This is a genomic window from Rheinheimera sp. (assembly GCF_965283995.1).
Lineage (GTDB): Bacteria > Pseudomonadota > Gammaproteobacteria > Enterobacterales > Alteromonadaceae > Pararheinheimera.
In genome coordinates, this window is the sequence record NZ_CBDIQG010000001.1 from 1,967,343 (window position 1) to 1,991,700 (window position 24,358).

General features: G+C 51.8%; 18 protein-coding genes. 7 read left to right on the forward strand and 11 right to left on the reverse strand.

Annotated elements, in window-relative coordinates; all coding sequences use genetic code 11:
• The first annotated feature begins 30 nt into the window (after nt 1-30).
• The 4 genes from ACQ66Q_RS09050 (at nt 31) to ACQ66Q_RS09065 (ending at nt 5,928) form a co-directional block, all read left to right on the forward strand.
• On the forward strand, nt 31-1,407 hold the full coding sequence (locus tag ACQ66Q_RS09050) for a flavin monoamine oxidase family protein (RefSeq protein ID WP_430456490.1): 1,377 nt from the start codon (nt 31-33) through the stop codon (nt 1,405-1,407).
• A gap of 116 nt (nt 1,408-1,523) precedes the next feature.
• On the forward strand, nt 1,524-1,994 hold the full coding sequence (locus tag ACQ66Q_RS09055; RefSeq protein ID WP_430456491.1) for a hypothetical protein: 471 nt from the start codon (nt 1,524-1,526) through the stop codon (nt 1,992-1,994).
• Between the two features lie 166 nt (nt 1,995-2,160).
• Nucleotides 2,161-2,775, forward strand: coding sequence for a HEPN domain-containing protein (locus ACQ66Q_RS09060; RefSeq protein WP_430456492.1), 615 nt, complete (start codon nt 2,161-2,163; stop codon nt 2,773-2,775).
• 504 nt (nt 2,776-3,279) lie between these two features.
• Complete coding sequence (locus tag ACQ66Q_RS09065; protein WP_430456493.1) at nt 3,280-5,928, forward strand: type I restriction endonuclease; 2,649 nt, start codon at nt 3,280-3,282, stop codon at nt 5,926-5,928.
• Between the two features lie 60 nt (nt 5,929-5,988).
• Here ACQ66Q_RS09065 and ACQ66Q_RS09070 read toward each other — a convergent pair whose 3' ends face one another.
• On the reverse strand, nt 5,989-6,189 hold the full coding sequence (locus ACQ66Q_RS09070; protein ID WP_430456494.1) for a hypothetical protein: 201 nt from the start codon (nt 6,187-6,189) through the stop codon (nt 5,989-5,991).
• A 302-nt stretch (nt 6,190-6,491) separates the two neighbouring features.
• Between ACQ66Q_RS09070 and ACQ66Q_RS09075 the strand changes: the two genes are divergently transcribed.
• Nucleotides 6,492-7,055: a hypothetical protein gene (locus tag ACQ66Q_RS09075; RefSeq protein WP_430456495.1), complete on the forward strand. Its 564-nt coding sequence runs from the start codon at nt 6,492-6,494 to the stop codon at nt 7,053-7,055.
• A gap of 208 nt (nt 7,056-7,263) precedes the next feature.
• Here ACQ66Q_RS09075 and ilvA read toward each other — a convergent pair whose 3' ends face one another.
• The 4 genes from ilvA to ilvG form a co-directional block, all read right to left on the reverse strand.
• Nucleotides 7,264-8,808 carry a threonine ammonia-lyase, biosynthetic gene (ilvA, locus tag ACQ66Q_RS09080; protein WP_430458546.1) on the reverse strand — a complete coding sequence of 515 codons (1,545 nt, stop codon included), beginning with the start codon at nt 8,806-8,808 and terminating at the stop codon, nt 7,264-7,266.
• Nucleotides 8,809-8,958: 150 nt separating this feature from the next.
• Nucleotides 8,959-10,809, reverse strand: a complete 1,851-nt coding sequence (gene ilvD / locus ACQ66Q_RS09085) for a dihydroxy-acid dehydratase (protein WP_430456496.1) — start codon at nt 10,807-10,809, stop codon at nt 8,959-8,961.
• Between the two features lie 246 nt (nt 10,810-11,055).
• Nucleotides 11,056-11,331 carry an acetolactate synthase 2 small subunit gene (ilvM, locus tag ACQ66Q_RS09090; protein WP_208932749.1) on the reverse strand — a complete coding sequence of 92 codons (276 nt, stop codon included), beginning with the start codon at nt 11,329-11,331 and terminating at the stop codon, nt 11,056-11,058.
• 2 nt (nt 11,332-11,333) lie between these two features.
• Entirely contained in the window at nt 11,334-13,016 is a 1,683-nt protein-coding gene (gene ilvG, locus ACQ66Q_RS09095; protein ID WP_430456497.1) for an acetolactate synthase 2 catalytic subunit, read from the reverse strand.
• Between the two features lie 520 nt (nt 13,017-13,536).
• Between ilvG and ACQ66Q_RS09100 the strand changes: the two genes are divergently transcribed.
• A complete protein-coding gene (locus tag ACQ66Q_RS09100; protein WP_377246390.1) occupies nt 13,537-13,800 on the forward strand; it encodes a DUF1289 domain-containing protein in 264 nt (87 codons plus the stop codon).
• 22 nt (nt 13,801-13,822) lie between these two features.
• Here ACQ66Q_RS09100 and ACQ66Q_RS09105 read toward each other — a convergent pair whose 3' ends face one another.
• The 4 genes from ACQ66Q_RS09105 to ACQ66Q_RS09120 form a co-directional block, all read right to left on the reverse strand.
• The gene (locus ACQ66Q_RS09105) at nt 13,823-15,457 is read right to left on the reverse strand and encodes a sensor histidine kinase (protein WP_430456498.1); all 1,635 of its coding nucleotides are present in this window, start codon (nt 15,455-15,457) and stop codon (nt 13,823-13,825) included.
• A 241-nt stretch (nt 15,458-15,698) separates the two neighbouring features.
• Entirely contained in the window at nt 15,699-17,492 is a 1,794-nt protein-coding gene (locus ACQ66Q_RS09110; protein WP_430456499.1) for an alpha-amylase family glycosyl hydrolase, read from the reverse strand.
• Between the two features lie 130 nt (nt 17,493-17,622).
• The gene (locus ACQ66Q_RS09115) at nt 17,623-18,615 is read right to left on the reverse strand and encodes a catalase family peroxidase (protein ID WP_430456500.1); all 993 of its coding nucleotides are present in this window, start codon (nt 18,613-18,615) and stop codon (nt 17,623-17,625) included.
• A 140-nt stretch (nt 18,616-18,755) separates the two neighbouring features.
• Nucleotides 18,756-19,430 carry a putative 2OG-Fe(II) oxygenase gene (locus tag ACQ66Q_RS09120; RefSeq protein WP_430456501.1) on the reverse strand — a complete coding sequence of 225 codons (675 nt, stop codon included), beginning with the start codon at nt 19,428-19,430 and terminating at the stop codon, nt 18,756-18,758.
• 177 nt (nt 19,431-19,607) lie between these two features.
• On the opposite strand from ACQ66Q_RS09120, the gene ACQ66Q_RS09125 reads away from it, so the two are divergent.
• Complete coding sequence (locus ACQ66Q_RS09125) at nt 19,608-20,072, forward strand: GNAT family N-acetyltransferase (protein ID WP_430456502.1); 465 nt, start codon at nt 19,608-19,610, stop codon at nt 20,070-20,072.
• A gap of 6 nt (nt 20,073-20,078) precedes the next feature.
• On the opposite strand, the gene ACQ66Q_RS09130 is transcribed toward ACQ66Q_RS09125, so the two are convergent.
• Nucleotides 20,079-23,273, reverse strand: coding sequence for an efflux RND transporter permease subunit (locus ACQ66Q_RS09130; RefSeq protein ID WP_430456503.1), 3,195 nt, complete (start codon nt 23,271-23,273; stop codon nt 20,079-20,081).
• Nucleotides 23,273-24,358, reverse strand: a complete 1,086-nt coding sequence (locus ACQ66Q_RS09135) for an efflux RND transporter periplasmic adaptor subunit (protein ID WP_430456504.1) — start codon at nt 24,356-24,358, stop codon at nt 23,273-23,275. Before ACQ66Q_RS09135 ends, ACQ66Q_RS09130 begins: the two co-directional genes overlap by 1 nt.

A 24,358-nucleotide genomic window follows, 5' to 3' on the forward strand; every position in this document is an offset into this window, starting at 1 on the left:
CATGACCTGAGGCAAGTAGCAGGTATCTGCATGCAAAAACGTGATTTTTTACGCTTACTGAGTTTGTTGCTGCTGGCCAGCAACCCGGCCTTGGCAAGGCCGCTGTTGGGGCCAGCCGGAGCGACCGGCAAAAAACGTATTCTGGTGATTGGCGCCGGTTTGGCTGGTCTTGCCGCCGCCCGTGAATTAAGCCGCCATGGCCATGACGTCACCATTCTGGAAGCGCGTGACCGCATTGGCGGGCGGCTTTGGACCAGCCAACAGTGGCCGGATTTACCAGTCGATTTAGGTGCCAGTTGGATCCACGGTGTCGACGGCAATCCGTTAAGCAAGCTGGCAGATGAGATCAACGCCACACGGCTGGAAACAAGTTACGAGCGCAGCGTGGTCTATCACAGCAACGGCCAGCCACTCAGTGCTGCCGATGAAAAACGGCTGGACGCGCTGAAGCAAAAGGTTGAACAGCTGCTACAGCAGGCGCAGCAGCAAGACGAGGACAGCTCAGTGCGCGCGGCGCTGGCAGCACTAAGATCAGGACAGCTCAGTGCAACGCTGACCGGGCAAGATACCGACTGGCTCAATTTTATTCTGTCCGGCACGCTGGAACAGGAATTCGCCGGCAGCGCCGACCAGCTTTCGGCATTCTGGCATGACAGCGGCAAAGTTTTTGCCGGCGAAGACGTGTTATTTGCTAAGGGTTATCAGCTGATCAGCAATCATCTGGCGGCGGGCCTGCAGATCAAACTGGCTGAGGTGGTGCAGGCCATTAATTGGAGCGCTGCTGGCGTACAAGTGACTACGTCAAAGCAACGCTGGCAGGCAGACCAGGTGCTGGTCACAGTGCCGCTTGGCGTGCTGAAGAAAAACCAACTGCAATTTAATCCGCCATTACCGCCGACCAAAAAAACCGCCATCCGCAACCTGGGCATGGGCGTGCTGAATAAATGTTATCTGCGCTTTGACCGCGCCTTCTGGCCGGACGATGTCGACTGGCTGGAATATATATCCCCCCGCCACGGCGAATGGACCGAATGGGTCAGCCTACTGCGCACAACCGGCAAGCCGGTATTACTTGGCTTTAACGCCGCCGATCAGGGCAAAGCTATCGAAGCACTGACCGACCCGCAAATCGTCGACAGCGCCATGGCCACGCTACGAACCATATTCGGCAACCAAATCCCGGCGCCGCAGAGTTATCAAATCACCCGCTGGGCCTCAGACCCGTTTAGTTACGGTTCCTATTCATTTCTCGCGGTCGGTGCAACACCGGCAATGCGCCAGCACCTCGCCGCACCACTTGGCCAGCAAGTGTTTTTCGCCGGCGAAGCCACCCACCCCGACTACGCCGGCACCGCCCACGGCGCTTATTTATCGGGTTTGGTGGTGGCAACACAGATGTTGGGATAAGGGGAATATTTAGCAGCCTGAGCTTCCCGCAGATCGACAACCAAAGTGCCGATTGTTAGATTATTCATCTACTTGTTGCCAACATGGCGGCAGAGCAACTATTCAGGATGATAGGAATGAACAGATACAAAGGGATTTTGGGCCTGCTGGCGCTACAGTTTGCCACCGCAACCAACGCTACTGAAGGACGCACCCTGTGCACACAACAAGCGGATCTGGTGGAATTCATGATAACAGTGCGCGCTGACGGCTTCCCGCGTCAGGGCGCAGAAGCCGAGCTGCAAAAACGTTATCCCACCGCCCCCGCCGGCTATTGGCAACAAGAACTGCCGCAACACTTACTGAAATTCAGCTACAACACCGACGGCCTCAAACCGGTCGCCGCCCGTGAGTACTTTTTTAATCTCTGCCTGACCGAAATAACCGACATCGATACAGACACAGCAACGGCCGCATTATTTGCTGTCGCCAAAGACTGTCAAAACCAATTCGACAGCGACAAAACCAAAGTCACCGCCTGTGTTGAAAAAGCGGCAGAGCCTGTGTTGCTCAACGCCTGGAACGCTAAACATAAAGGGGCGAAGTGAAAGAGTGGTGTTTGCTAATAGCCCTTATTGGCTTTGTAGGCGACCTTGGCGCTATGGTTAACTGCCGGCGCGCGGCGATCCATGCTACTCATGTTACTAATTAATTAACCTTTGTCCCGATATAAATCTTGTCAGTAGCCGTTGGCTGATTTAATTTGGTTAAATTGTGACAAGCCACCTGCCTGAAGTAGCAGCTATGGCAATCAGGAGGACATGGATGGTTCAGACTGCAACGGCAACACCTGCCGCGCCGGAAAACCCCACTGCTATTTTTGACACAGCAATTGCTCTCTTTATTCAAAGCGGGGACCGGCTGCTTGAGCTATTCGACAAATTACCCAAACCTGAGCAACAAGCCAATGAAGTGCTAAAACGCGCCGCGCTGGTGATGACATTAACTGCCTGGGAAACTTTTATTGAAAGCTGGCTGAAAACACAGATGTGTCAAAAGCTGATCGCGCTAAAAGGCAGTTTTGCTGGTGACTATATCCAGAAAAAATTCACTGAATCTATCAACCAACTGAATAACCCAAACAGCCATAAAGTACGACAACTGAGTCTGGAGTTTCTTCAGCATGATATTACTGACCAATGGCATTGGAATAACTTCGATAAACAAGCTGTATGTACCCAACTGAATAAATACCTGTCCTTGCGCGGAGAAGTGGTGCATCAGGGACGGTCAAGTCACGACCCGATAAATCCGCATTTGGTAAAACGAGATGAACTGGATAAGGCGATTCGTTTTTTTCGTGAGTTGGTGAAAGTGACAGTTGGATAGTATCGGATTTCTGGCTTAAGGCAGAGAGCACAGATGAAACGATGGCCTATCATACGCAATAAAAATCAGCAGTCCGTTTCGCTGCACACATACGGCACGCCAGTTAAACATGCCGATTTACGTGCCGTCAGCCTCTGCCCCGAAACAACCGCCCACATTCGAAATATTTTGCAAAATAAAAGTGAAGCGAATGGAAGCAAGTTGGAAACATAACAATCTAACATAAGACGAGATAAAGAATTTTTTCGAATTGAAGCAAGATAATAGTTCTGCAGTTTACCGCGATAGCAGGCGTTTGGTGACAATAACAGTGCAGGTTGAACACGCAATAAAGGTAAGGTCAGTAGTAAGAAAAGAAAGAACAACAAGAGGCGTGGGGCAATTTATACCCATTGTTATTCTCGGCAAAAAGCATTATGGCAAGTTGGCATGAACGCTTGATTCTTACAAGCAGAAAGCATGCAACAACACCTCCAAATTATAATTAAAAATTAGAGATAAATAATGAACATGGAATTTAAAAGCATAACAATCTCTACTGAAAGTGATGTCGAACAAAAATTCATATATCCACTACTTACAGCACCTAAGCCTGTTGGCCTTGGCTATAGCGAAGAAGATATACACACGAAGGAAAACATAAGAAAAGTTAAGATCGACAAAGGAATAAAACAAAAAATATACTACCCAGATTACGTTATAATAATTAATGGGCTTCCCGTAGCGATTATTGAAGCAAAAGCCCCTGGGCAATTAGATGACGCTTATAGGGAAGCAAGACTCTACGCTTCAGAAATCAATTCATCTTACCCTGCGGATGTAAACCCATGTGAAACAATAATAGTTACTGACGGAGTTGAACTCCACATAGGCAGCTGGGATAGTTCTGAACCGACTGCAAAAATACTAAGAAAACAAATACACCCCACGACTGAAGTATACAACTCGATACAATCTATAATCTGCAAACAGTCATTAACTGAAAAAAGTTCAAAGATCTTAAATAAGATAAAAAAATCGTCTAAGTATTTTAAACCAAAGCATATGCTTGGTGGGAACTCCGTTATAAATGAGACTGTTGGAGAGAACTCATTCGGATCAAATATATCTGTAGAATATCGACACCTATTCAACCCTGTAACAACCAAGCAGCGAACTGATATAGTCACTAACGCCTACGTTACATCTAAGCGCAAAATGTCTCATATTGCACCAATCGAAAAAATAGTCCGCGCTTCAATACCAGCTTATGAGAAAATATCAACAAAAATAGATAACACAGAAAAACCAAGTGAAATAATAGAAAAACTTTCAAAACACAAAAAGCTAAAGCACGAAGTTTGCTTACTCATAGGAAGCGTTGGATCTGGAAAATCAACATTCACAGACTACTTAAGAGTACTAGCACTTCCAAGCGACATGAAGGATTCTATTGAATGGGTAAACATCAACCTAAATGAGGCCCCGCTTCAGAGAGATTTGATATATAAATGGGTAAGCAAAAAAACAATAGAGAAAATACAAGAAAATAACTCCAATATAGATTTCGAAGAAATCGATACATTATACAAAATTTATGAAAGACAGTTAAACAAACTAAAAAAAGGCCGGGCCTCATTACTTAAAGATAACACAGATAAATATAATGAAGCTATATTTCAGGAGCTAACAGCCTTACAAAATAACTCCGATGACACATTATCTTCATACATTCACTACCTAGAGAAACACCTTAAAAAAAGCACAATAGTAATACTCGACAACTGTGATAAAGGGAATAACGAAGACCAACTCCTTATGTTTGAAGTATCTAGCTGGCTAAAAAAGGAGTATGACTGTATTGTTTTTCTACCAATTCGCGATACGACGTATGATCAATTTAAAGACCAACCTCCTCTTGATACCGTAATAAAGGACTTAGTCTTTAGAATCGATCCACCACTACTAGATAAAGTAATATATTCAAGGCTGCAGTATTTATCTAAAGAGATTAGTGGACGAAATGACGATTTCCATTACCATCTGAGTAACGGCACAAGAGTAAAGTGCAAGTATAAAGAAGTTGAGATTTATATAAGATCGGTAATAACAACACTATTTCAAGATAAATTTTTCAGAAGGATAATTATAGGTCTTGCGGGTAGAAACATAAGAAAGGGCTTAGAGATGGTTCTAGATTTTTGCAAAAGCGGGCATATAAGTGAAGATGATATATTAAGAATAAGACAATCTCAAGGCGAAGTGAAAATACCTCAACATTTAATATCTAGAATACTTTTAAAAGGCAACAGAAAATATTATAGCGACACAGAGTCACATATTCAAAATTTATTCAACTCTGACGAAGATGACGATCTGCCAGACCCATTCGTCAGAATCTCTATACTTGAAATTTTGAGCCAAAAATACAGAGATTATGGACCAAATAAAACTAAAGGATTCCATAAAGTTTCTGAAGTTCTAAAGACTCTTCAAATTCTAGGTCACTCTCATCCCAGATGCTACAATGAAATATGTACACTTGCTAAAAGTGGATGCATAGTTTCAGAATCTCAGAACAGAGAAATAAAAAAAGAAGATTTAATATGCATTGCTGCTTCAGGTTTTATTCACTTGGAACTTTTAAAAAACATTAATTACCTATCAGTGGTAGCTGAAGACACTTTATTTAGAGAGAACCAACCAGCAACAGTAATTCGAGATAATATCATAGGGGCCGGAACATTTAAGGCTGATAGCAAACAAACAGCCATCCTAAATGCGAAAACACTTACAGAGTATTTGTTAAAGTATAAAGCAGAATTTTCTCTCGGTGCAGCAAAAGCAATTGATTTAGGTCGTGTACATCCCAGCGATAAAATAAAAGAAATATATGAGTATGTGACCCTAATTGCAAACAGCGATGAGTCCTTAAATTCTTTCGAAAGAATTAACTCTAATTATCCAAAAGGGTGCCATGTTAGCGCTCAAGTTGTTTCCATTCAAAAGTATGGTATTTTTGTTGAATTTGGAATAGATGGTACAGGTATGATCCATAAGTCCGACTTGCATACTCCAAATGAAATAAACAATCTTGAAGTCGGCGATTGGATCAATGCTGAGGTAGTATCGTATAACACTGAACATCACAGATTTAAGTTGAAATCTGCATAGTATTTCGCTTACATATCAGATTAGCCTTCAACACAGGGTAGCCACATGTCTACCCTCTATTTAACACCTCAAAAACGTCCGATAAGAACTATTCCCGCTGACCAACTGATACGGATAGCCCAAAGCCTCTAAATGCCCTTCAATTTCTGAAGGGTCAGCGATCTCAAAGCCTGCCAATACATCGCCGATGGCGGCGCCGTAGTTGCGGTAGTGAAATAATGTTATGTTCCATTTCTCGCCGAGGGTGTTGAGGAAGTTCATTAGCGCGCCTGGGTATTCCGGGAAGTTGAACTGGTAGACTTGTTCGTTGTTCAGGCGCGGTGTGGCATGCCGCCGACCATGTGGCGCACATGTAACTTGGCCGGTTCGTCGTCGGATAAATCCTGGAACTGATAACCGGCGTCCCTCATCACTGGCATTACTTACGCCAGATCCCGCGTACCGTATCGAAACTTAATACAAACAAATACTACACTTTGTTGTCACTTGCATCTTAGTAGTTCACAATAATCCGAAACAATTACAAGCAGATCAAAACATCTGTTATCGCTTATGGGTATTGAATGCTCGCCATCGTCTGGATATTTTTCTTTGGGCTACTGCTAATTATTTTGGCAGTACATACCCTTAGCCATTTATGGAAGCTATATCGAACGCGCGATAGCTATCACTTAAAACAAATAATTTTAATCTGGAGTATTCCATTTTTATTCTTCGGATCACTGGTTTTTTTATCCTGGTACTTAAGTCCAGTTCAAATTTCAAAAGACAGTATTGTTGGCTGCTATGAAGTGGATGATCGCTTTTATAATGGACCGAGTGCACAGTGGCAAAAGAAGCACTTCAGGTCTGAGGTTACAAGCAACAACACATTTATCTTATATGAGAGATTAGCCGACCAAACAGATAAGCCATTTATTGGACAGGTGAATTGGGCCAACCTAAGACCCGAAAAATGGTCGGTCACAATGAAAACGCCTCATCATGTTGTTGACCGGTACCCGACTCTGTACAGACAGCAGTCTGGTTTTTACTACGTATTCCGCACAAAAAAATTTGGCAATATGTTCTTCCAGCGCATTGGTGATAAGTGTTCGGTTAAGCTTGCAACCGAATACTTAGAATGATTATTCCTAAACCAAATTGCTGGCATCTTAGACTGCACGACGCTACCCATCATTGCAATGTTGTTTTAAACCATGAGGTTATATTCAACATCAATGGAAGGAGCATGGCAATCAACCAGCAAAGTCTCAGATTTTCGCCAGCCCTTCGCTGTGCGAATGGCGTTCATTCGGAAAATTGCAGATACACGGGCGACCACAAGGGTCGCCCCTACTGCGCTGTCAAAAAAGTCCGATAAGAGCTATTCCCGCTAACCAGCTGATACGGATAACCCAAAGCCTCTAAATGCCCTTTTATCTCGGCAGGATCAGCAATCTCAAACCCAGCCAACACATCGCCAGTCGCAGCGCCGTGGTTGCGGTAGTGGAATAAGGTGATGTTCCATTTCTCGCCGAGGGTGTTGAGGAAGTTCATCAGGGCGCCGGGGTATTCCGGGAAGTTGAATTGGTAGACTTGTTCATTGACGAGGCGCGGTGGCATGCCGCCGACCATGTGGCGGACGTGCAGTTTGGCCAGTTCGTCGTCGGATAAATCCTGGAACTGGTAGCCGGCGTCGGTCAGTGCTTGCGTGACTTGTGCCAGTTCCTGTGCACCGTTTCGAAGTTTGATGCCAACAAAAATATGCGCCTTGTTGTCACTGGCGTAGCGGTAGTTAAATTCGGTGATAGCGCGCCCGCCAAGCGTCTGGCAGAAACGGCGGAAACTGCCTTTTTCTTCCGGGATAGTCACGGCGAATACCGCTTCTTTTTTCTCACCCAGTTCACAGCGCTCGGACACGTATCTGAGCGTGTCAAAGTTCAGGTTTGCGCCACTTAATACCGCCGCCAGCTGCGTCTGTTCAGTCACATCACCGGTCTGGCTATGTTGCTGCGCGTATTTTTTCAGGCCCGCTAAAGCCAAAGCACCGGCCGGTTCGGCCACGGCGCGTAAGTCTTCGAAGATGTCTTTGATGGCGGCGCAGATTTCGTCGCTGGAGACTGTGACCACTTCGTCGCAAAACAGCTGGGCCAATTTGAAATTTTCAGTACCGATGCGTTTGACTGCGACACCGTCGGCGAACAGGCCGACCCGGTCCAACGTGACAGGTTCACCGGCTTTGAGTGCGGCGTCTAGACAGGCGGCGTCGTCCGGCTCTACGCCAATCACCCGCACATTCGGCAGCACGGCTTTGATATACACCGCCATACCGGCCAACAAGCCACCGCCGCCAACCGGAATAAATACCGCGCTTAACTGATTGTTTTGCGTCAGCAGTTCTTTCGCGACAGTGCCTTGCCCAGCAATGACATCGACATCGTCAAACGGCGGAATGTAAATGGCGCCGGTGTTTTTCGCCAGTTCGATGGCGTGGCGGTTGGCTTCGTCAAACGCCGTGCCGTGTAGCAACACATTGCCGCCAAAACCGCGTACCGCGCTGACTTTGATTTCCGGCGTGGTGATCGGCATCACAATAGTGGCATGCAGGCCCAGTTTGCTGGCTGACAAAGCCACGCCCTGCGCATGGTTACCGGCGGATGCACAAATGACGCGCGTGCTGTCCAAAGTACCGGCAGCCGTGGCTTTGGCCGCTACTTTGTGCAGCTTATGAAAAGCGCCACGCAGCTTAAAGGAATACACCGGCTGATGGTCTTCGCGTTTTAGCTCGACCTGGCAGCCTAAGCGTTTGCTCAGTTTTGGCATCGTCTGCAACGGGGTTTCGACAGCCGCCTGATACACCGGCGACAGTAATATTTCGCGCAGATAATGTTGTTGCAAAGCAGCGCGTTCGTCTGCCGGATGGGCATGGAGTGCAGCAGCGCCCTTTTCTGCAACAGACACGGGCACTTGTTGTAACGCAGTCATTTTTTCTCGCCTTTCTGATGAACCGGGCTGTGGCTTCATACCCACAGCGCCGGCCTGAAACTATTAGTCTTCCAGCTTGGACAAATCGCGCACAGCGCCTTTGTCGGCCGAGCTCGCCAGTAAGGCATAGGCTTTTAAAGCCGGGCTGACGTAACGGGTGCGGTCCACCGGTTTCCAGCCTTGTTTGCCTTTGGCGTCCATCGCGGCTTTGCGCGCCGCCAGAGTTTCGTCAGAAATTCGAATATTAATACTGCGGTTCGGGATATCGATGTCGATGCCGTCGCCATCTTCGACCAGCGCAATAGCGCCGCCGCTGGCTGCTTCCGGTGACACGTGGCCAATCGACAGGCCCGAAGTGCCGCCAGAGAAGCGACCGTCGGTGACTAAAGCACAGGCTTTGCCGAGGCCCATCGATTTTAAGTAGCTGGTTGGGTACAACATTTCCTGCATACCCGGGCCACCTTTTGGCCCTTCGTAGCGAATGACCACCACGTCGCCGGCTTTGACCACGCCACCTAAAATGGCGGTCACTGCGTCGTCCTGCGATTCAAACACACGCGCCACGCCGTTAAACACCAAGTTGTCTTTGTCTACACCGGCGGTTTTGACGATACAGCCGTTTGGCGCCAGGTTGCCGAATAACACGGCCAGGCCACCGTCCTGCGAATACGCATGTTCTTTGCTGCGGATACAGCCGTTTTCACGGTCATCGTCCAGTGTCGGGTAGCGGCAGTTTTGCGAAAACGCCTGCGTGGTGCGTATGCCGGCCGGGCCGGCGCGGTAGAAGTCTTTGACCGCTTGGTCTTGCGTCGTAACGATATCAAAACGGCTTAATACATCACCGAGCGAACTGCCGGCGACATGCGGCGTGTCCGGGTTCACCAGGCCAGCGCGCTGTAACTCGGCCAGAATGGCGACCACACCACCAGCGCGGTGCACATCTTCCATATGGTATTTCTGCGTCGACGGCGCCACTTTGGATAAATGCGGCACGATGCGCGACAAGCGGTCGATGTCGGCCATGCCAAAATCGACTTCAGCTTCAATGGCGGCGGCGAGTAAATGCAGCACTGTGTTGGTGGAGCCGCCCATCGCGATATCCAGCATCATGGCGTTTTCAAAGGCGGTTTTATTGGCGATTGAACGCGGCAGCGCGCTGGCGTCGTCTTGCTGATACCAGCGGCGCGTCAGGTCCATAATGCGGGTACCAGCGCTGATAAACAGCTCGCGGCGGTCGGCGTGGGTCGCCAGCATCGAACCATTGCCCGGCTGGCCTAAACCTAAAGCTTCCACTAAGCAGTTCATCGAGTTAGCGGTGAACATGCCAGAACAAGAACCGCACGTTGGGCAGGCGCTACGCTCGATTTTTTCGCTGTCTTCGTCTGATACTTTCGGATCGGCGGCAGACACCATCGCATCGACTAAATCGAGTTTGATGATTTGGTCCGACAGCTTAGTTTTACCGGCTTCCATCGGGCCACCGGAAACAAAGATCGCTGGGATATTCAGACGTAGCGCGGCCATTAACATGCCCGGCGTGATTTTGTCGCAGTTGGAGATACATACCATCGCATCAGCGCAGTGACCGTTAACGACGTATTCGACTGAGTCGGCGATGATTTCGCGTGACGGCAGGCTGTACAGCATGCCGCCGTGGCCCATGGCGATGCCGTCGTCGATGGCGATGGTGTTAAATTCTTTGGCGATACCGCCGGCGGCTTCAATGGCTTCTGCCACCAGTTTGCCCAAATCGCGCAGGTGCACATGGCCCGGCACGAATTCGGTGAACGAGTTCACCACGGCGATGATCGGCTTACCAAAGTCGGTGTCTTTGACACCAGTGGCGCGCCATAAGGCACGGGCACCCGCCATATTGCGGCCTTCGGTGGTCGTGGCTGAACGTAATTTAGGCATGCAATTTACTCCTGCATAGGCAAATTTAATGATGCGGCGTTTGGAAAGATGAATGCGCCAGCATCGGGTTTTGGGTTCAGGGCCACTTGGTTGTAACGTCACTGCCTGTGGCAGTGATCATGCCGGGCGGTTATTGGATGCCCGTGCTGTTGTTTTTTTACGTTTTTAACGGGCGGATTTCACGCCCGTTGCGGGCGGGGGTGAACCCCGCCCCTACATCAATTTCGTCTTTGCATTGGGCATTTTTCACGCCCGCAGCGCACCGGCTTCGGCCTGATGCAGCTCCAGATCCAGCACGTCGTACAGTTTATTCAGCTGATTGACCAGCAGGCTAATCGGCTTGTCGCTGACCACGCTTAAGGTTATCAGTAAACCAGTCAAATCAGCCAGCGGCTTTAATTCAAGACCGGCCAAAGTAAAACCGCGGTAGCGCGTGACTTGCAATAAACGCTCAATCGCGACGGCTTCATGCCGGGTGTGGATCGTCAAAGTATGCTGGTGGCTTTTGGCTGCGTTGCTCATGGTTATTCCTCCCACTGGGGTAAGTCGGTCATCATGTCGTGGTTGGCGGCACCTGGCGGTACTAATGGCCAGACGTTGTCCGTTTCGTCGATGCGTACGTGTAACAAATATGGGCCTGGCCAGCTGAACATGGCGTCTAAGGCCGATTCCACTTCGTCTTTATGGCTGATGCTGTGGCCGGGAATGGCAAAAGCAGCGGCTAAAGAGACAAAATCCGGGTTGTCGGATAAATCCGTTTCGCTATAACGGCCGGCGAAAAACAGCTGTTGCCATTGTTTCACCATGCCAAGGCGCTGGTTGTCGATCACAACGATTTTGACCGGCAGGCGAAAGCGTTTAATGGTCGCCAGTTCCTGCACGTTCATCATAAAAGAGCCGTCGCCGGTCACCAGCACGCTGGTATCCTGCGGCCGCGAGATTTTGGCGCCAATCGCCGCTGGCAAGCCAAAGCCCATAGTGCCGAGGCCACCGCTGGATAAATGATTGCGCGGCGAGTTAAAGCGCATGTGCTGCGCCACCCACATCTGGTGCTGGCCAACGTCGCAGCTGACCACCGAATTGTCCGGCATGCGTTCGCTCAGCTGTTTCAGTAATAACGGCGCGAAGATGCGCTCGCCCGGATGGTCGTAGCGCCAGCCGTGTTGTTGCTTGAGCGCGCTGCAGTGCGCCTGCCATTGGCTGTAATCACCAGCTGTTGTGATGGCGGGCTCTGTCATTGCAGGTAACAGCGCTTTTAAATCGCCCAGCATCGCAACATCAGCAATACGTAACTTGTTGATCTCACAAGGGTCGATATCGATATGAATCACTTTGGCTTCAGGCGCGAATTTCTTCAGGTTGCCAGTCACCCGGTCATCAAAACGCGCACCTAAACAGACCAGCAAATCAGTTTGTTGCACGGCGATATTTGCCGCCTGCGTGCCGTGCATGCCGAGCATGCCTAAATACAACGGATTGGTTTTTTCTACCGAACCCATCGCTTTTAACGTGGTGACCGACGGCATGCCGGTGGCGGTTAAAAAGGCATTGAGTTCCGGCAGCGCATCGGCCATATGCACGCCGCCGCCGATGTAAGCCATCGGTTTTTGCGCTTGCTGTAACAGCGTGCGGGCCGCAGCGATCTGTGTGGCCAGGCCGGAGCAATCTGGCGCAGCAGTCGCTGTGGTCAAATGCAGCGGCTGGTAATCCACTGGCGCCAACTGCACGTCTTTTGGGATATCAACCAGTACCGGGCCAGGGCGGCCGCTTTGGGCTAATACAAAAGCTTCGCGCAAAGTCGCCGCTAAATCGGCGACATCGCGTACATAAAAACTGTGTTTGGTGCAGGTCAGGCTCAGGCCCAATACGTCGACTTCCTGAAAGGCATCAGTGCCGGCGACCGCTTGTGACACCTGGCCTGTGATGGCAACCACCGGCACCGAATCCAGCAGCGCATCGGCTAAAGCAGTGATCAGGTTGGTCGCACCAGGGCCGGAAGTGGCGAGGCAAACGCCTGTCTGACCGCTGGCGCGGGCATAACCGATGGCGCTGAAACCGCCGCCTTGCTCGTGACGGCACAGGTAGTGTTTGACCGGGCTTTGATAGAGCGCGTCGTAGATCGGCATAATAGCCCCGCCCGGATAACCGAACACGGAATGTACACCGTGCTCTGTTAATAATTTCACTACCAATTCTGCGCCTGTCATACCCGTATCCTCTGTCTGTCCGGCCCGTGCCGGCTGTCGTCGCTGTGCTAATCCGCCAATTCCCGCCGCCTGCATGTTTTTCACAGGCCCAGAAAGTACAAAACCCCCGGACCTTGCGGTGCGGGGGTTTTGTTGGAATCTGATTATTTTACGGTCTCAGTCCCAAACAGCAGCCCCCGCGGCGACTAATAATCACCACGTTTACGAGGACCACAATAATGTTCAGGATGGTTGTTTTACGCATAATGTTTGTAGCAATAACTCTGTTGGTTATATGTCTGAAAATGGCGATGACAACTTGGTCATAGCGAAACGCTATTAGAAATAGCCGTCTGCATGGCCTAAGTCAACAGTTATTTTCCGTTTTGGCGAAATCAGCCGTCAAAACGGCCATGGATTAACATTTGTACAGGGCTTGGCGACAGAATCAACAAGCTCAGCGGCTTGGCAGTGTGGCTGCAGATTGGGTAGACTCAAGGGATCCGCGATTCAGGCCGGCGCTGCCACCACATCAGGTGCTATGGACCAACTCGAGCTGTTTGACTTACCCAACCCCTGTATCGGGGTGTGCCAGAGCAATAACCGCGGTTATTGCATGGGGTGTCTGCGCTCGCGGGATGAACGCTTTAACTGGCATCAGAAACCGGCCGCCGAACGCGCCCGCATTCTGAAACTGCTGGAACAACGCCGCGCCCGGCGTGACGCGGCGCGGCTGGCCGGTAAACCCGACGCCAGCCTCGAAGCCGATCAACCGCCCTCGACACCAGATTTATTTGGTTTCTGAGCCCAGTATTCATCGGCGGCTGTTAAGGATTAACCAGCAACGCAAAGCGCAATTCAAAGGTAGTACCGAGGCCTTCCTGACTGCTGAAACTAATCTGCCCGCCCATATATTCCACCAGTTTTTTACTAATCGACAAACCAAGACCGGTGCCGGGATGGCTTTGATCAGGTTGCGGCTCCAGCTGTACAAAAGGCTCAAAAATTTTACTCTGCTGCGCGGCCGGAATGCCATGCCCCTGGTCCTGTACGCCGATAATCAGCTGATGGTTCTCGCAGCGCGCCCACATCATCACCACGCTATGTCTTGGCGAGAACTTCACGGCATTGGATAAAAGATTCGCAATCACTTGCTGCAGCCGGTCCGGGTCCAGATTCACCACCGCATGCGGCGCCTGGTCGTTAAACAGGATTTTGGAGCCAAATTCCTCAGCATATCCCTGCAGATTCTGCGCACAGGCGCGCAGTAACTGACTGGCATCAACCGGGATCGCAGTCACTTCCAGCTTGCCTTGTTCAATCTTTTGCAGGTCAAGTAAGTCATTGACTAAAAACAACAACCGCTCGGAATTTTGCTGGCAGATCCGTGCCATTTCTTCGGCGCGTTTTGGAATGTCGCCCAAAGCGCCGCCCATAATTAAACCGATACTGGCACGGATCGCGGTCAGTGGGGTGCGCAATTCATGGCTGACGTTGGCGATAAATTCGTTTTTATGTTGTTCAGCCAGCGCCTGGCGGCTGATGTCTTCAAATACGGTGATGCCATAGCCGATCTCACCCGTTTCAAGATATCCGGGCCAGCCCCAGCAGCGCACCACAGTCTCACCTCTGCTGGTTTGCAGCAACGCGGCATCGATAAACAGGTTTTCACCGCGCAGTGCCGCCATCGCCGGTAACTGAGCAGCCCGCATTGGCATGCCGCTGGTTTTATCACGCAGGTGCGCCATCATCTGCAGCGGCACGCCGGCCTGACTATCCTGACCAAACAAACGGCTGGCAGCGTGATTGTGGTAATAAGTTTTCTGCTGCAGGTCGACCACTTCCAGCGCCAGCGGTAAATCATCCAGCCATTGCCGGTACTGATGCTGTGTCACCGCCATCAATTGCTGTTGTTGCGCCTGTACCGCGCGATGCAGGATAAACACCATCATCACCGCGGTCAGCAGGAAATTCAGCCAGGCGCTGATGCTCTGCATGTATACATCGAGATTGGTTTGGGTATGTAGCAGTCCGCTGCTATAGCCGGCAAAAATCGTCAGGAAGATGGTCAGCGCCAACGCACAAACCAAATACATAGTGCGGGCTGAATACAAAAAACCGGTGATGAGGCAGCCACAAATCAACCAGAAAGTACCGTTGGCCGCCAGACCAAAGCTGTACAAACCACCCGCGCCCAACACCAGCATCACGGTGATAATCAAAAAGCCTTTTAACTGTACTGATAAACGTTGCCGGTTCAGCGCCGTGACAATGACGACTGTGGCAATGGTCAGATGTACGGCGTACAGATTGAGCCAGCCTGTTTGGAAGATCCGCAACAATGACACCGGCAACACCACCGCCGTCAGGATTAATAAATCGCGCCATAACGAGTCGAGAAACTGGCCGGTGATTTGGAGTTTTTGCTGTTGTAACCAGGAAGGTATATTGGACTGCTGCAATGTTAGAGTTCGCTTATTCACAACGACTGAAACGTTAAAGGTAGAACGCCGCAGCCAGATTGCCAGCGAAAAACCAAAAGCTGCGACAGAAGCGGCGCCCGGCCCTTTAAAAAGTCCGCTGTCACTGCACTACCACACAAATGGGGTGCGACCAACATCAGTCACAGGGGACCGGGGGACTAGCTCGGAACCAGGGCACCAAACCCGGAAAATGGCAGCGGTCGGAACCGCTGCCGGATGCTCAGTTAAACCAGCTGCGCAGCTGCCAGGCCGCCAGCTGTGTGGCGTCGGCAGCGGCTTCGTTCCAGCCGTTTTGCAAGTTGTTATCCTGCAGTAATTCAGCCGGAACCGCCTGTGGCTCTGCCGACAGATTCAGCAACACAATGCTCTTTTTCCCTGCAAGTTCGCGACTGATTTGCAGCAATTTGCCGCCGTTCAGCGCTTTTGCTTCATAGCTGCCGGCAACGCCAAACTCTGCGCGTTGTTGTTTTTGCGCGATGAGGAATTTGTACAGCGACCACAGTGATTTGGCGTCCTGCTGTTGGTCTGCCACCGTCACTTTTGCGGCCAGCTGCGCTTGCAGGAACGGCGCCCACCAGCTGGTTTCGCGCTGCGGCGGGAATAGTTGGTCTGATTGCACCCAGGCATTGGCGGCAGTGGTGAAACCAGCCTGCGGGCTTTGGTCCCACAGCATCGGCGCGCGGCGCTGAATATGTTCAGCATCCGACGCCTGATTCAGGCCAATTTCTTCGCCGTAATACAGATAAGTACTACCGGGTGAGGTCAGCAGCATCGCGGCCGCCAGCTTGGCTTTGGCCTGATCGCCCTGTAACTGCCAGCCCAGCCGCGGTTGGTCGTGGTTGGTTAAAAACGGACTGAAGTACCCCATGGCGACACCGGCGGCTTTGCGCGCGTTGAAATTGGCCTGCAACAATGGTTCGGTCGCGGCGGCACTGGCAGCATTGTTCATAGTGCCAAATTCAGCTTTGACCCCACCGTTACCTTGCAGCAATTCCAGCACTTTATAACCAAATTCAAAATCAAAACCGGCATCCAGTGCTTTGCCATCGCCGGCGTATTTGGCGGCGACCGGCAGGTCGGCCCAGGCTTCACCGACCAGCATCGCATCGGGCTGCACCGTTTTGACGTATTGGGTGAAATCTTTCCAGTATTCAATAGTTTCCGCAGTATCGGCCTGACCATCCGGCCCGGTTTCAATGGCATAACGCACCGCGTCTAAGCGAAAACCTGCTACGCCCATGTCCAGCCAGTATTTCGCCATTTTTTTCATCTCAGCGACCACTTCCGGATGGGTCAGATTCAGATCCGGCTGTGATGCGCCAAAAGCAGCGTAATAGTATTCTTTACGGCCTTCATGATAATGCCAGACCACTTTAGGGTCGGTTTTGCTGGCATCCCAGGCCGGGCCCCAGCCGTCGGTTGGCAGGTCTTTGCGCCAGATAAAGTAGTCTTTATACGGCGCTTCACCGGCGGCGGAACGTTTGAACCAATCGTGTTGGTCTGAGATATGGTTAATCACTAAGTCGAGGATAATACGAATATTTTTTGCTTTGGCTGCATCAATCAGCGCTTTGAATTCTTGCTGGCTGCCGTAGTCCGTTTCGACCTGATAAAACTCGGTAAAGTCATAGCCGTGGTAACTCGGTGCTGCAAACATCGGCGTCAGCCACAGCGCATTGACGCCTAAATCCACCAAATACGGCAGCTTCTGTGCGATGCCATTAAAATCGCCGGTGCCATCGCCGTTGCTGTCGGCAAAACTGCGTGGCCAAATCTGATAAAACACCGCGTCCTGCCACCAGGGTTTGGTGGCTGCGGCAGTCTGCGTCTGGCTGGTTTTTGCTTCGGTGGTCATTGGCGCAGTGACAACCGCGCTAACAGGCTTACTGGCTTCAGGCGCTGGCTGGCAGGCTGACAACAACGCAACCAGCAAGGAAACCTTCAGTGCAGGTACAGCATGGCGACAGGCAAAAGCGACAGGGGAAAAGGCGGTACGCAGCGTTGATTTGGCCATGGGCGGCTCCGGTAAATAAAGACCGCCTCAGCTTAGTCGAAGTCAGCGTACCGCGAATAGCACCGCTTTGGTGCAAAACCACTGCATACGTTTGCAGTGGCTTTCGCTTTGGTGAGTTTCGCCAGAAAAATCAGTGGCCGGTCAGGCGCTTACCAAAGGAAATCGCGTAGGCTGCCGAGCGCATCGCCAGGATGGGATCGGCACTGGGGCTGATGCCGTTACTCAGCACATTAGGGTCAAAATTGATGCTGTCGCAGGCATTGTCACCCTGCGTGCGCAGCGTCACCAAACCGGCATCCAGCGTTTTGCGCGACGCAGGCCAGACGATTGAAGGGTCGAGCAAATTATCACCGGCTTCGGCCAACACCAGTTGCAGCTTAAATTGCACCGGCCCCTGCTGGAGCTGCTTTGCCAGTCGCTGTTGCAGGAATTCGCTGGGTTTGGCGGCAATTTCAGCTGCATTTAACCCTTTCACGCCATCGACCGGTTGCAGCTGCCAGCGCACCGCCTGCTGCTGCTCATTTTGATTACTCAGCATAAAACTATGCAGGCCAAAATATGGCGTATTGGCATAGCTGGCCGGCGGTGGTGTGCTGGCCAGATATTTGGCCTGCGCCTGCGTATCCGGATGAGCGGCGCGGTAGGCTGCCACTTTCGCCATGTCTGGTTTACCGTCTGGGCCTGGGATCAGCGTTTTTAACAGACCAAGAAATGACTCCGGATCTTTGGCGCCAAACATCGGCGTCGACAACAGCGCGAAATGCTGCAGCTCGCCATTATTGAGCTTGATTTGCAGCGCCAATCCACGCGGTGAGCGGCTGTTTTCGGCGGCTTTGGGATTACCACCGGCCATCGAAAAACGCCCCAGTAACGGGTAAGTATCACCACTGAATAGCACAGATTTACTATAGGGTTGGATGGCCGCAGCACCCTGAAAGTCGCCGGCGACACAAATACCTTTAGCGTGGCCTTTGCGCACGCCGGGATGTTCTCCAAAAATTTTGGCAAAGGTATCAATAAATTCCGGTGCTGTGGCAGGTTCAGCAGCGACGGGCACTGCCAGGCTCAGCAACGTAGCGACACATAGCGGTTTTAACCGTGGTTTTAATAGGGGCATCATCATTAGTCCTTGGGCAATTGAGCTAGATAGCTTGTAGCCCACCGGACCGGCCTTTTGGGCATTTGTGTGCAGGGACTGCGGTCAACCGCCCGATATCAGAGATGACAGCCCGAAATTATCTGCTCCAAGCTGTCGGTATGGCATCAACGACGGATTTTCCGCAGCACCTGCCGTAATCCGGCAAAACGCTGTTTATCGGTTTTTTTCCGCACATTCAGTGCCGGATGCCAGGCATTCAGCGCCAGACTGATCCGGGTTTGCTGACCCAGATACGGGTTCACCCGGTGCCCCAGCCAGCTCGGGAAGATGTACATATCGCCATCTTCGGGCGTCACGGCGAAACTCTGCTCACGTAACGGCACCGGACTATGAATATTCAGCGGGCAACTTTGTTGATTAATAAACACTGTTTCGCCGCCGACACCGGCGCCGCCACAACGCACATAATAAAATGCACTGACGACAACGCCGCTACGGAAATGATCATGCGCTTTATTAAAATGGCCGGTTTCATTGCAGTTCGCCCAGATCTCCATTTGCCATAGTTCCGGGTCCAGTGGTGTCTCGAGGGCGAAAAATTGTTGCGCCCAGGCCGACAAATGAGCGGGTAGCGTGTCGGTAAACTCACGCAGCGCCGGTTCGTTCCGCTCTTGTAGCACCGAAGGTGAATGCCAGCCACCGACATTAGTTTTACTGACTGAAGGTAACTGGCCCCTCAAGTTCAGCACTTCAGCAATTAATGCCGGATTTAAACGTTGCGCTTGCGGCCAGGTTACTTTGAGTACCTGGCTCGGAAACAACTGCAGTAACTGATACATGTTTGCGCCAATCTTCCATAGGTTCTGTCGCGATCTTATCAACAGTTGTCTCGAAGTGCCAATGGGCTATGCAACCTTTTTTTAACGCTTAACCACTGAATCAATTAAGATTATTCTGAAATCATCAGGCCTCTGCTAAACTGCGGCAACTGAATTTGTTGAAGATCAAAACGCCCGATGCAACTGCTGAATCTGCTTGAATGTGCTGACTTTATCCCGACTATCGCAAGCTGGCACTTTGATGAATGGCACGCTTTATTCCCGCATAAATCGGTGGAGGATTTCGCCGCTGACCTGCGCGAGTCGCTGCAGCAGGATGGACTACCGCAAACCTGGGTGCTACTGGATGAACAGGGTGCAGCGATTGGCACTGCGTCTTTGTTGCTATCGGATATGACGACGAATCAACAGTTAAGCCCTTGGCTTGCCAATATCTATATTCACCCGCTACAACGCGGCAAAGGCTTAGGCAAACAAGTGGTGAAGCAGGTGATGGCAGAAGCGCGCCAGCGCGAGCTCAGGAAGCTGTATTTGTTTACCGAAGACCAGCAGGCGTTTTACGAAAAGTTGGGCTGGGAGCTGCATCACCGCGAGTTCTATGAGAACCATTGGGTTGCGGTGATGCAGTATGATTTTTTCTAGGCAGGATCAAACGCGCTGATAGTGATAGGCGTAATACACCACCGGGATCACCACCAGCGTCAGCACCGTCGACACGCCTAAGCCGGCAATCAGCGCCACCGCCAGACCACCGAAGATCGGGTCGTCCAGAATAAACATCGCGCCTAACATCGCCGCCAGTGCGGTCAGGATAATGGGCCGTGCCCGCACCGCTGAAGCGTGCACCACTGCTTGCTCCAGCTCTACACCGGCTGACGTTTGTTGTTGTATGGCATCGACCAGCAAAATCGAGTTACGCACGATTATACCGGCCAGCGCAATCATGCCAATCATCGATGTGGCAGTGAACTGCACGCCGAGCAGCCAATGGCCCGGCATAATGCCAATAATCGTCAGCGGAATAGGCGCCATGATCATCAACGGCACGCCGTAGGATTTAAACTGCGCCACCACCAGCAAATAAATCATGATGAGGCCGACGCCATAAGCGATACCCATGTCGCGGAAAGTCTCAAAAGTGATTTGCCACTCGCCGTCCCACTTGATACTGATTTGGTCGGTATCCGTTGGCACGCTGAACAGTTGCTGGGTAGGCGCGGCGTCGCCCTGTGACAGCGTAGCTTTGACATCGAGCATACCGTATAGCGGGCTGTCCGGGCCACCGGCCAGATCGGCTGTAACAAACACCACAGGGCGTAAGTCTTTGCGATAAATCGTGTTTTCCCGCGTGGTTTCGACTTTGCGCGTCAGTTCAGACAACGCAATCAGCTGGCCGGTTTGGCTCACCACCGGTAACTGGCCAAGCGCTGTCCAGTTGGCCAGCACGCCTTCGCCCAGTTGCAGCTCGACCGGCGTCAGTTGGCGCTTGTGGTCGTCACGGACAAAAGTAGCGGTATGACCGGATACGGCCATCTGTAAAGTCTGATTAATCGCCTCGACTGACACGCCCAGCAGCGCCGCTTTTTGCTGATCCGCCACCAACTGCCAGCGTGGCTGCGGCGCTTCGACCGTGCTGTCAATATCAACCAACAGAGGTGTCGCTGCAAACTGCTGTTGTAGCTGCGTCGCGGCTTTGAGCTGTGCCTGATAATCCGGGCCATAAACTTCGGCGACCAGTGGCGCCATCACCGGCGGTCCGGGTGGCACTTCCACCAGCTTGATGCTGGCGCCTGTTGTTTGTTCAAGTTTGCTCAAAAGCGGCCGCACTCGCAGCGCAATAGCATGGCTTTGCTCGTCGCGTTGATGGCGGTCTTGCAGATTGACCTGCACGTCACCCTGCCAGGGCAGCTGACGCAGATAATATTGCCGTACCAGGCCGTTAAAATTCATCGGGGCGGCGGTGCCGGCGTAAGTCTGTAAATGGGTGACTTCCGGCAAGGTCAAAAGCGCCTGACTCACCTGATTCAGCACGGCCTGGGTTTGCTCCAGCGTGCTGCCTTCAGGCAAATCCACCACCACCTGAAACTCAGATTTGTTATCAAACGGCAGCATTTTCAGCACCACTTGCTGACTGGTCACCAGCAGCACCGACATCGTGATCGCGGCCAGTAAGCCCACCAGCAGTTTCACCCGGTTACTGCGCCCTGCCCGCGCCCGCAGCATCGGCTGCATCAGGCGGCGGAAGAAATGCTCGAGTTTTTCATCCTGTGCATGGTGTGCGCCGGCTGCCGGCATGCGGTTGGCAAACATTTTCAGGAATAACCAGGGCGTGAAAATAAAGGCGACCAGTAGACTGATCAGCATGCCCATACTGGCATTAAGCGGAATAGGGCTCATGTAAGGCCCCATCAAACCGCTGACAAAAGCCATCGGCAGCAATGCGGCGATGACGGTGAAAGTGGCCAGAATAGTCGGGCTGCCGACTTCTTCGACCGCCAGCGGCACCGCCTCAGACAGCGGTTTGCCACCTAATAGCCAATGGCGGTGCAGGTTCTCCACCACGACAATGGCATCGTCGACCAAAATACCGATAGAGAAAATCAGCGCAAACAATGACACCCGGTTCAGCGTAAAACCATAGGCCCAGGATGCAAATAACGTCAGCGCCAGCGTGATCACGACAGCCGCACCGACGACTATGGCTTCGCGTTTGCCGAGTGCGAAACCGACCAGCAACACCACCGAAGCGGTGGCAAAAACAAGTTTATGGATCAGCGTGTCGGCTTTATCTTTGGCGGTCAGGCCATAATCGCGGCTGATACTGAGTTCGATATCCTGACTTAAGTAACTCTGTTGCAGCTGTGCCAGTTTGTCCTGTAATGCAGCAGTGACATCCACCGCATTAAAACCCGGTTGTTTCGCCACGACTACAGTGACGGCAGCAGAACTCACTGCGTTATTATCCGAACCAACCGGCTGCAGATGCTGCACATAGGTATCAGGTTCAGCCACACCGCGACTGATGTCGGCAACGTCGCGTAAGTAAACCGGTAGCAATTCACCTTGTGTACCGCTACGCACTGCAACCACCAGCTGCGCCACTTCATCGGCGCTGGATAAAAAACTGCCACTTTCCAGCTGCACCAGCTGTTGCGGCGCCAGCATCGCCTGACTGCTGCGCACTGTCCCTGCTTGCTGTAACGCTTGGCTTAATTGCGGTAACGACAGCTGATAAGCGCCTAACCGCGCTGGGTCCAGCCGCACGCTGACCTGCTCGGCCTGACGGCCGATCGTATAAATATCGCGGCTGCCGGGTACTTGCTGCAGCTGTTCTTCCAGTAGATTGGCGGCGGCTTGTAATTCAGCGCGGCCAAGCTGCGGGTTTTTACTCCACAGCGTGACGGCAAACACCGGCACATCATCGATGCCTTTGGGTTTAATCAGCACTGGGCCAATATTGGCGGCTGCGGGCTGCCAGTCGGCTTTGGCGTAAAAAGCGTTGTATAAGCGCACTAAGGCGTCGGTGCGTTTTTCGCCGACTTCAAACTGCACGGTCAGCACAGTACGGCCAGGTTCAGACACTGAATACACATGTTTGACGCCGGCAATTTCGGCGATGATTTTTTCCGCCGGCACTGCGACTTGCTGCTCCACCATGGCAGCCGAAGCGCCGGGATAAGCAATAAATACATTGGCAAATGTCACTTCAATTTGCGGTTCTTCTTCACGCGGTGTGACCAGCACCGCAAACAGCCCGAGCAACAAACTGACCAGCGCCAGCAGTGGCGTGATCTGATTTTGTTTAAAGGCTGCCGCTAAACGGCCGGAGATGCCCAGTTGCATTATTTTGACTCCTGCACTGTCGCATTAGCCGCCGGTTGCAGGCTTTGCAGCATCGCCTGCGCATCCAACGCTATCTTCTGCCCGGCACTGAGACCCGATAAGAGCTGATATTGCTGCTGATGCAGTCGTAACACCCGCACCGGTTGTAACTGCGGCTTGGATGGCTGCTGCAGATACACCATCGCCACTTCACCGCGCCATAACACGGCGCTGGCTGGTAACAGTAATTGCTGCTGACTGCCGGTTTGCAGTTTCAGTGTGGTCCAGCTGCCCGGATACAGTTGCTGGGCGCTGTAATCAGCGACTGGTAATTTCAGTCGCAGCAGAAAACTATGGCTGAGCGCATTGCCTTGCGGGGCGATGGTCAGATCCGGCGCGCCCAGACTGAGCTGACTGCCATTGACCAATTGCAGCTCGGCCGCGTTACTTTGCCGCGCAGCCTGTAATTGTTGTTGCGGTAACTGCGCCGTTAAACGTAAGTGTTCCAGACTCAGGCCGACCAACAATGGTTTGCCGACCGTCGCCAGTTCGCCCAGCTCGACCAGTCGCTGCTGTAAAATCCCACTGTAAGGCGCTCGCACCACGGTTTGCTCTAGCTGCTCTTTTGCTGCACTGGCAGCGGCACTGGCTTGTTGTTGGCGGGCTTTGGCGGCATTAAAGTTGGCCTGTGCCAAATCCAGTGCAGCTTTGGCGACCAGCCCCTGCTGATGAATTTGCTGCACCCGCTTCAGCTCTTTGTCCTGCTCGGTAAAACGCACCTGCGCTTCACTGAGCGCCGCTTCAGCCTGCGCCAGCCGGGCTTTTTGTTCAGTATCGGTAAAACGCACCACCACCGCACCCTGCGGCACCAGATCGTTCACATCAAATGGCAATTCAATGATGCGGCCTGAGGTTTGAGCTGAAATGGTCGATTGCGCCACCGCTTCGACCAGCGCCGGCAATTCCAGCCATACCGGTTGCGCCTGCGGTGTTAGCGTATGCCACTCTGTTGCGCTCGCTGCCACCGGCTGTATGGCAATGACAAGCGTAGTAAAAAGCGCGGTCAATGACGCACTTAGCTGCTGTCCCAGTTCTTTCATCTGCAT

What these genes read in the sequence shown, in the direction of transcription:
- ACQ66Q_RS09050 (WP_430456490.1), top strand. Translation starts at nt 31, where the DNA reads ATGCAAAAACGTGATTTTTTACGCTTACTGAGTTTGTTGCTGCTGGCC.
- ACQ66Q_RS09055 (WP_430456491.1), top strand. Translation starts at nt 1,524, where the DNA reads ATGAACAGATACAAAGGGATTTTGGGCCTGCTGGCGCTACAGTTTGCC.
- ACQ66Q_RS09065 (WP_430456493.1), top strand. Translation starts at nt 3,280, where the DNA reads ATGAACATGGAATTTAAAAGCATAACAATCTCTACTGAAAGTGATGTC.
- ACQ66Q_RS09070 (WP_430456494.1), bottom strand. Translation starts at nt 6,189, where the DNA reads ATGAACTTCCTCAACACCCTCGGCGAGAAATGGAACATAACATTATTT.
- ACQ66Q_RS09075 (WP_430456495.1), top strand. Translation starts at nt 6,492, where the DNA reads ATGCTCGCCATCGTCTGGATATTTTTCTTTGGGCTACTGCTAATTATT.
- ilvD (WP_430456496.1), bottom strand. Translation starts at nt 10,809, where the DNA reads ATGCCTAAATTACGTTCAGCCACGACCACCGAAGGCCGCAATATGGCG.
- ilvM (WP_208932749.1), bottom strand. Translation starts at nt 11,331, where the DNA reads ATGAGCAACGCAGCCAAAAGCCACCAGCATACTTTGACGATCCACACC.
- ilvG (WP_430456497.1), bottom strand. Translation starts at nt 13,016, where the DNA reads ATGACAGGCGCAGAATTGGTAGTGAAATTATTAACAGAGCACGGTGTA.
- ACQ66Q_RS09100 (WP_377246390.1), top strand. Translation starts at nt 13,537, where the DNA reads ATGGACCAACTCGAGCTGTTTGACTTACCCAACCCCTGTATCGGGGTG.
- ACQ66Q_RS09110 (WP_430456499.1), bottom strand. Translation starts at nt 17,492, where the DNA reads ATGGCCAAATCAACGCTGCGTACCGCCTTTTCCCCTGTCGCTTTTGCC.
- ACQ66Q_RS09115 (WP_430456500.1), bottom strand. Translation starts at nt 18,615, where the DNA reads ATGATGATGCCCCTATTAAAACCACGGTTAAAACCGCTATGTGTCGCT.
- ACQ66Q_RS09120 (WP_430456501.1), bottom strand. Translation starts at nt 19,430, where the DNA reads ATGTATCAGTTACTGCAGTTGTTTCCGAGCCAGGTACTCAAAGTAACC.
- ACQ66Q_RS09125 (WP_430456502.1), top strand. Translation starts at nt 19,608, where the DNA reads ATGCAACTGCTGAATCTGCTTGAATGTGCTGACTTTATCCCGACTATC.
- ACQ66Q_RS09130 (WP_430456503.1), bottom strand. Translation starts at nt 23,273, where the DNA reads ATGCAACTGGGCATCTCCGGCCGTTTAGCGGCAGCCTTTAAACAAAAT.
- ACQ66Q_RS09135 (WP_430456504.1), bottom strand. Translation starts at nt 24,358, where the DNA reads ATGCAGATGAAAGAACTGGGACAGCAGCTAAGTGCGTCATTGACCGCG.